A 6,961-nucleotide genomic window follows, 5' to 3' on the forward strand; every position below is an offset into this window, starting at 1 on the left:
CAATCACTTCCTTATTTTGCGTCATACCAAGTTGGACCAGAAGAATAATCAACTTTTAGAGGAACAGCAAGTTCAATCGCATGCTCCATCACTTCAGGTACAAGCTTTTCTAATTTTTCTACTTCTTCTTTTGGCACTTCAAAGATCAATTCATCGTGCACTTGCAGAAGAAGACGCGCTTGTAAGCCTTCTTCTTCTAAGCGATCCGCCATAATAATCATCGCTTTTTTAATAATATCTGCCGCACTACCTTGAATTGGTGTATTCATCGCAGTACGCTCCGCAAAGCTGCGCAAATTAAAATTACGACTCGTAATTTCCGGAATATAACGGCGACGATTTAATAATGTAGAAACGTATCCTTTTTGCTTCGCTTCTTGTACAATCTCATCCATATATTCTTTTACACCAGGGAAGCTCGCGAAATACTTTTCAATAAATTCCCCTGCTGCTTTTCGTGTGATTCCTAAGTTTTGTGAAAGCCCATAGTCACTAATACCATAAACAATTCCGAAGTTAACCGCTTTTGCTTGACGTCTCATATTCGATGTTACTTCATCTTTTCCAACCCCAAACACGTCCATTGCAGTTTTCGTATGAATATCCATATCATGCTGGAACGCTTCTACTAACCCTTTGTCTTTTGCAATATGCGCCAAGACACGCAGTTCAATTTGTGAATAATCGGCTGCATACATAATCCAACCTTCTTTTGAAGGAATGAACGCCTGACGAATCTTTCTTCCTTCTTCTAAACGGATCGGGATATTTTGCAAGTTTGGTTCTGTAGAACTTAATCGGCCCGTTTGCGTTAACACTTGATTAAAACGAGTATGAATTTTAGATGAATCTTCATGAACAACTTTTAATAATCCTTCAATATATGTCGAATTTAATTTTCCTAATTGACGATAGTGTAAAATTTTAGGAATAATTTCATGATGCTCCATTAACTTGTCCAGCACATCAGCTGACGTAGAATATCCTGTTTTCGTCTTTTTAATAACCGGTAGATTTAAATTCTCAAATAGAACCACGCCGAGCTGCTTTGGAGAATTAATATTAAATTCCGTTCCTGCAAGCTCATAAATTTCTTGTTCCATTTCCTTAAGCCTTCCAGCAAGCTCATCTCCCATACTACGTAAGCGCTCTGTATCAACCGTAACACCTTTCACTTCCATTTCAGCTAACACACGAGCAAGCGGCATTTCAAGCTCAGTAAATAGTTCATATTGTTCATTTTTTTGTAGTTCTTCTACAAATGTTTTTTGCACATCGTATAATACATGTACTTTTCGAGCTACGTGCTCCGCAACTATATCTTGCGCAGGAACCGCACGTTTTGCACCTTTTCCATACACTTCTTCATCAGATTTAACAGCATGCGTTTCTTTCATTTTCGCTACAGCACGGAAATCTTTGTCTGTATCTGCTGGATCAAGTAAATACGCGGCAATTAGTAAATCAAAGTCAATCCCTTGAATCTCTATACCTTTCCACTTAAGTGCAACAATGGCACGTTTCGCATCAAACGTATACTTTCTCATTTCATCATCTGCAAGCCACTTCTTAAAAGCTTCAGATTTTAGCGCAACATCGCTCGGAATGAAATAACAGCCATTTTCATTTTGAATACCGAACCCTTGAATGTCAGCTTTATGATAATTGTCTTCTTGTACTTCCACAATAATTGCACTATCTTGCTGCAGCATTTCCTCTGTCACTTCTTCTACAATATCAAATGAAATATCATCTAATTCAGCTGGAGCTGTTTCTTCAGGAGTCGCACCGAGCTTATTTAATAGCGAAGTAAATCCTAAATTCTCGAACATTGGAATGACGTCACTTGCTTCATATCCTTTATATTCGATATCATCTACATGCACTGTAATTGGTGCATCGGTAATAATTGTGGCAAGCTCTTTACTCATAAACGCTTGCTCTTTATTCATCTCTAGCTTTTCTTTTAATTTTTTTCCGCTCACCTTGTCTAAGTTCTCATATACTGCTTCTACTGTTTCAAATTGCGTTAACAATTTGATTGCTGTCTTCTCACCAACTCCCGGTACACCTGGGATGTTATCAGATTGATCTCCCATTAAACCTTTCATATCAATAATTTGCTTTGGTGATAAATTATATTTTTCGAATAACGCTTCTTTCGTATATTCATCTACTTCTGTAATCCCTTTACGCGGAATACATACAAGCGTGGTATCAGAAACAAGCTGCAGTAAATCTTTATCTCCAGAAATAACTTTTACGTGAGCACCTTGTTCGTTCGCTTCTTTCGCTAGTGTGCCCATAATGTCATCTGCTTCATAGTTCTCTAACTCATAGCGTGGTACGTGAAACGCATCTAACAGTTCACGAATAAATGGGAATTGCTCTGATAGCTCAGGTGGCGTTTTTTGACGACCTCCTTTATATTCGCTAAATGTTTTGTGACGAAATGTTGTTTTACCCGCATCAAACGCAACCAGCATATGCGTTGGTTTTTCTTCTTCTAATATTCTCATTAACATCATCGTAAAACCATAAATTGCGTTCGTATGTATACCTTTGTCGTTATTTAAAAGCGGCAGTGCAAAGAAAGCACGATACGCGATATTATTTCCATCGACTAATACGACCTTTTTTTCCAAATTAGAAACCTCCCCATACAAATTTAAAACGATTTATATATAAATCCAAATTGAAAAACCGACATAAACCCTTTCTTTTTAGGAGGTGGAGAACACCCAGCCATGCATAGAAGCGGTCACCCCATGCCAAGTTAAAACAAAAAGAGAAAACGAGCGCAGGTCACCTTTTGTTCTTCATAGCAGTGACTTATATATTGAAAAATCAAAATGGATTTATATAGAAAGAAAAAACCGTCTTTTCCTTCTCTCTATATTAACACGACTAAGAGAGAGAAGAAAAATAACGGTTTTTCCTACTACATATATTTAATGTAAAATGGAGATGCTGTCACAATATCTCATGAATTAAAATAACCTTATCGTATTGATATAACACTTTGATATAAGTTACATAGAGATATTTCAAAAACAAAGATATTATAGTTTCACAAAAAGGGAAGTGACGAGAATAGAGCACCTATTCTCGTCCAAAATTACTCCTTGGATGAAGGGGTTTTCATGTATTATATTAACAGGACTTTATTAATATTTAATGAAGCTATTGTTAATATAATGTAAATATATCCCGTTCAAACGTTTACTATATAAATCCAAATTAAGAAACCGACATAAACCCTTTCTTTTTAGGCGAGAGAGAGCATCCGGCCATGCATAGAAACGGTCAGACCCTCTTCCTGCTCCATGCCAAGTTAAAGCAGAGAGAAAAAACGAGTGTAGGTCACCTTTTTCATATCAACGACTTATATATCGAAAAATCAAAATGGATTTATATAGCTCTCATCCAATAAAGTGAAACTTTAATCAGTGGTTTTTTCCATACCCACTGATTATTAGCCCTCACCAATCGGACTTTTACGGACAGCCCGACCCCCACCTAACTTCTTTTCCTTTGCTGAATTTTCAGGTGGGGGTCTTACTGCCCGCGAATAGTGGGATAAAGGTTTCACATTACCATTACTTCTCCAAATCCGATTTCGGTAAAGCAACTGTAAATGTTGTTCCTTCTCCTACTTCACTCTCTACAGTAACTGTCCCATGATGCGCTTCTACTAAATGTTTTACAATCGATAACCCAAGGCCTGTACCGCCTGTATTTCGACTTCTCGCTTTATCTACGCGATAAAAACGTTCAAAAATACGTGGGATTTCTTCTTTACTAATTCCGATCCCTGTATCAGATACTTTTATATAGGCGTTATGTTCATCTTCTAACAACTTTACAGAAACTGTACCGCCAGCTGGTGTGTATACAATTGCATTATTAACTAAATTGATAAAGATTTGTTTTAATCGACTTGGATCCCCTATCACTGAAGCACGTCTCAATACATCAACTTGTAAGGAAATTTCTTTATCTTGTGATTTATTCTCTAGCACCATTTTGATTTCTTCAAGCAATTCCTTCATCTCAACAGTACCCATATTTAACTTAAATCCTTGTTGTTCAATCTTTGATAGATCCAATAAGTCTTCGATTAAGCCTTGCATACGCTCGCTTTCCTTTAAAATAATGTTCAGGAAATGCTCGCAAAACTGCTGATTTTCCATCGCACCATCAAGCAACGTTTCAGAAAACCCTTTAATAGAAGTAATTGGCGTCTTTAGTTCATGTGAAACGTTCGCTAAAAAGTCTTTTCGCATTTGCTCTAGTTTCTTTAGCTCTGTTATATCGTGGAATACGAGAACAATCCCTTTCCATTCATGATTTGTCCCAATAATTGGTGCGCCATATACTTCAAAGTGCTTTCTTTCAATACCAAGTGGCAGCAACATTTGCTTTCGCACTTTCACTTCTGTCATAAAAATTTCTTCCACAAGTTCAATGATTTCTGCATGAAAAAACGCTTCATAATACAAACGATCTAAATACTCTTCATCCGTTACATGAAATATTTCTTTATACGAACGGTTTACAAGACTTATATAACCGCGGCTATCAATTAAGATCATACCGCTTCCCATATTTTCAATCAGTGTATGTAAACGATCTTGTTGCATTTCTTGCTCTAGCGTCATTTCTTGTAAATTACGCGCTAAAATATTGATCGCCTTACTTAACATCCCCGTTTCATCTGAATGACTTTCATAAGCACGTGCCTTATAATTCCCCTTCGCTAATTCAATCGCTACTTTCGTAACAGACTCTATTGGACGAATATATTGACCTGTAATTTTCACACCAAGAAAAACAACAACAAGACAAGCAATCACAAACCCTACAATGAGTAATCCCCACGTTTTTTGATGAACATCTTTCAAAGGAGCAATTGTACTTTTTATAATGATGTACCCTTGCTTCCCCTCTGCATCTTGAACAAACACCGCATGATGGAATACATTTTTATCATCTGTTTCCTTCGTAATCACTCTATTTTTTTGTTTTGCTGTTTCAGAGGAAAGTTCCTCAATTGTCGCTTGGTCGAATATAGGTTGCTTACCTTTACTATATTTGACTTTCTTCTCTTCATCAGTAAATATAACCGAAACCGGCACTTGTTCTTCTAATTTTTCAAATACGTTTGGCGCTTTTAGAACATGATCAATACCTTCTGCCTCTACTAATGAAGCAACATATCTTGCCTCTTTTACCGTTCTGTCTTTCGCATGATCGATGTAGTAATTCTCAAACACCGTTTCCAAAAGTACTCCTAGTCCAACTAAAATAAGAATAATAAGAGAAACAAATGTAAAGAGAAGCCTCGAGCGAAATTTATTCATCCCCCTTTGGCTCCTCTAATTTATAACCTAATCCACGAATTGTTTTAATGTACGCTGGTTTTTTCGTATTCTTTTCAATTTTATCCCGCAAATGACTAATATGAACATCGACGATTCTTGTATCGCCGGCAAAATCATAATTCCATACAGCACTTAGTAACTGATCACGTGTTAATACACGACCCTTATTCCTTGCTAAATATACAAGTAACTCAAATTCTTTTGGCGTTAGTTCTAGCTTTTCTCCTTGGAAATACGCCTCATAAAATTCAGGTAAAATTCTTAAATCAAAGATATTGATACTATTTTCATCCTGTACTTCTGAAACTGGTTCATCTTGCAATTTCGTACGACGTAAAATCGCCTTCACACGTGCAACAACTTCCCTTGGGCTAAATGGCTTTGTCATATAATCATCTGCCCCAAGCTCAAGACCTAACACTTTATCAAACTCATCATCTTTCGCTGTTAGCATTAAAATAGGTGTCATAATACGCTGCAAACGCAATTCTTTACACACTTCCATACCATCCATTTTTGGAAGCATTAAATCTAATATAATCAGATCTGGACGTTCCGTTGTTGCTTTATGAAGCGCAACTTCACCATCCATCGCTGTTATCACTTCAAATCCTGCTTGCTGCAAATTGAATTCAATTAAAGTTAAAATAAACTCCTCATCATCAACAACTAAAATTCGATTGCTCATTCTCTTCCTCCAAGTTATAGACTTGAAACCTTCTTCATCCTAGTATTTCCCCACTATTCCCATCATACTAGAAAACAATTCTCCTCTCAATAGAATTGTCCATTCACTAAGTTTGATTGTGCTATAGTTATATAGGAAAATATATCTAATAGAAAGCGATGGTACATATTCATGTTTAAAGCAGCTGTTATTTTCATTCTTGCCGGACTAGCTGAAATTGGTGGTGGATATCTCATCTGGAAATGGATACGGGAAGGTGGTTCCATCTGGTTCGGTCTAATGGGAGGAATCATTTTATGTTTATATGGTGTAATTGCCACATTCCAAGTATTTTCTAGCTTCGGACGTGTATACGCAGCTTATGGCGGTGTATTTATTCTCATGAGTTTATTATGGGGATGGATGGTTGATAAGAAAACACCTGATTTGTTCGATTGGGCTGGTGCAGCTGTTTGCCTTGTCGGTGTGTTTATTATTCTTTGGCCACGTGGCTAAAAACAGGTACCCATTTAACTTATATCTCCTTAAAATGTAATAATCAATATAATTAAATTTTAATATAAAGATTAAACTGTTAAGGAGCGGATTCAAAATGAATCGTAAAAATTGGGTATTATCTGGCTTCGCTTTATTATTTATAGTTGGTTTTACTGCCGGCCTTTCAAACTGGGAAACATTACAAACTGACATCTCTGATTTCTCAGAAGGGTTTGCAGAAGGTTTTTTCAGTTAAGTTATACTTACATTCGATCCTATAAAGTGAAACTTTAATCAGTGGGGTTTTTTTCATCCCCCACTGATTATTAGTTGAACGAATCGGGCTTTTACGGACAGTTCATCTCCCACCTAACTTCTTTGCTTTCGCTGAATTTTGAGGTGGGAGTGTTAC

At 36.7% G+C, this 6,961-nt stretch carries 5 protein-coding genes; 2 read left to right on the forward strand and 3 right to left on the reverse strand.

Going from position 1 to position 6,961, the window contains the following annotated elements:
- Nucleotides 1-11 precede the first annotated feature (11 nt).
- From polA to AC1DIT_RS02265, 3 genes are all read right to left on the reverse strand, one after another.
- Nucleotides 12-2,645, reverse strand: coding sequence for a DNA polymerase I (gene polA / locus AC1DIT_RS02255; protein ID WP_016116581.1), 2,634 nt, complete (start codon nucleotides 2,643-2,645; stop codon nucleotides 12-14).
- Nucleotides 2,646-3,599: 954 nt separating this feature from the next.
- Entirely contained in the window at nucleotides 3,600-5,363 is a 1,764-nt protein-coding gene (pnpS, locus tag AC1DIT_RS02260; protein WP_016116582.1) for a two-component system histidine kinase PnpS, read from the reverse strand.
- Nucleotides 5,356-6,072 carry a response regulator transcription factor gene (locus tag AC1DIT_RS02265; RefSeq protein WP_016116583.1) on the reverse strand — a complete coding sequence of 239 codons (717 nt, stop codon included), beginning with the start codon at nucleotides 6,070-6,072 and terminating at the stop codon, nucleotides 5,356-5,358. Before AC1DIT_RS02265 ends, pnpS begins: the two co-directional genes overlap by 8 nt.
- Before the next feature lie 171 nt (nucleotides 6,073-6,243).
- Here AC1DIT_RS02265 and AC1DIT_RS02270 point away from each other — a divergent pair, with 171 nt between their 5' ends.
- A complete protein-coding gene (locus AC1DIT_RS02270; RefSeq protein ID WP_003200983.1) occupies nucleotides 6,244-6,567 on the forward strand; it encodes a YnfA family protein in 324 nt (107 codons plus the stop codon).
- A gap of 97 nt (nucleotides 6,568-6,664) precedes the next feature.
- The gene (locus AC1DIT_RS02275) at nucleotides 6,665-6,805 is read left to right on the forward strand and encodes a hypothetical protein (protein WP_016116584.1); all 141 of its coding nucleotides are present in this window, start codon (nucleotides 6,665-6,667) and stop codon (nucleotides 6,803-6,805) included.
- Nucleotides 6,806-6,961: the final 156 nt, after the last annotated feature.

It is taken from the genome of Bacillus sp. 05T22 (genome assembly GCF_056396765.1).

Excerpts from the sequence above, each read along its gene's own strand:
- AC1DIT_RS02270 (WP_003200983.1), top strand. The coding sequence starts at position 6,244 with ATGTTTAAAGCAGCTGTTATTTTCATTCTTGCCGGACTAGCTGAAATT.
- AC1DIT_RS02275 (WP_016116584.1), top strand. The coding sequence starts at position 6,665 with ATGAATCGTAAAAATTGGGTATTATCTGGCTTCGCTTTATTATTTATA.
- AC1DIT_RS02265 (WP_016116583.1), bottom strand. The coding sequence starts at position 6,072 with ATGAGCAATCGAATTTTAGTTGTTGATGATGAGGAGTTTATTTTAACT.
- pnpS (WP_016116582.1), bottom strand. The coding sequence starts at position 5,363 with ATGAATAAATTTCGCTCGAGGCTTCTCTTTACATTTGTTTCTCTTATT.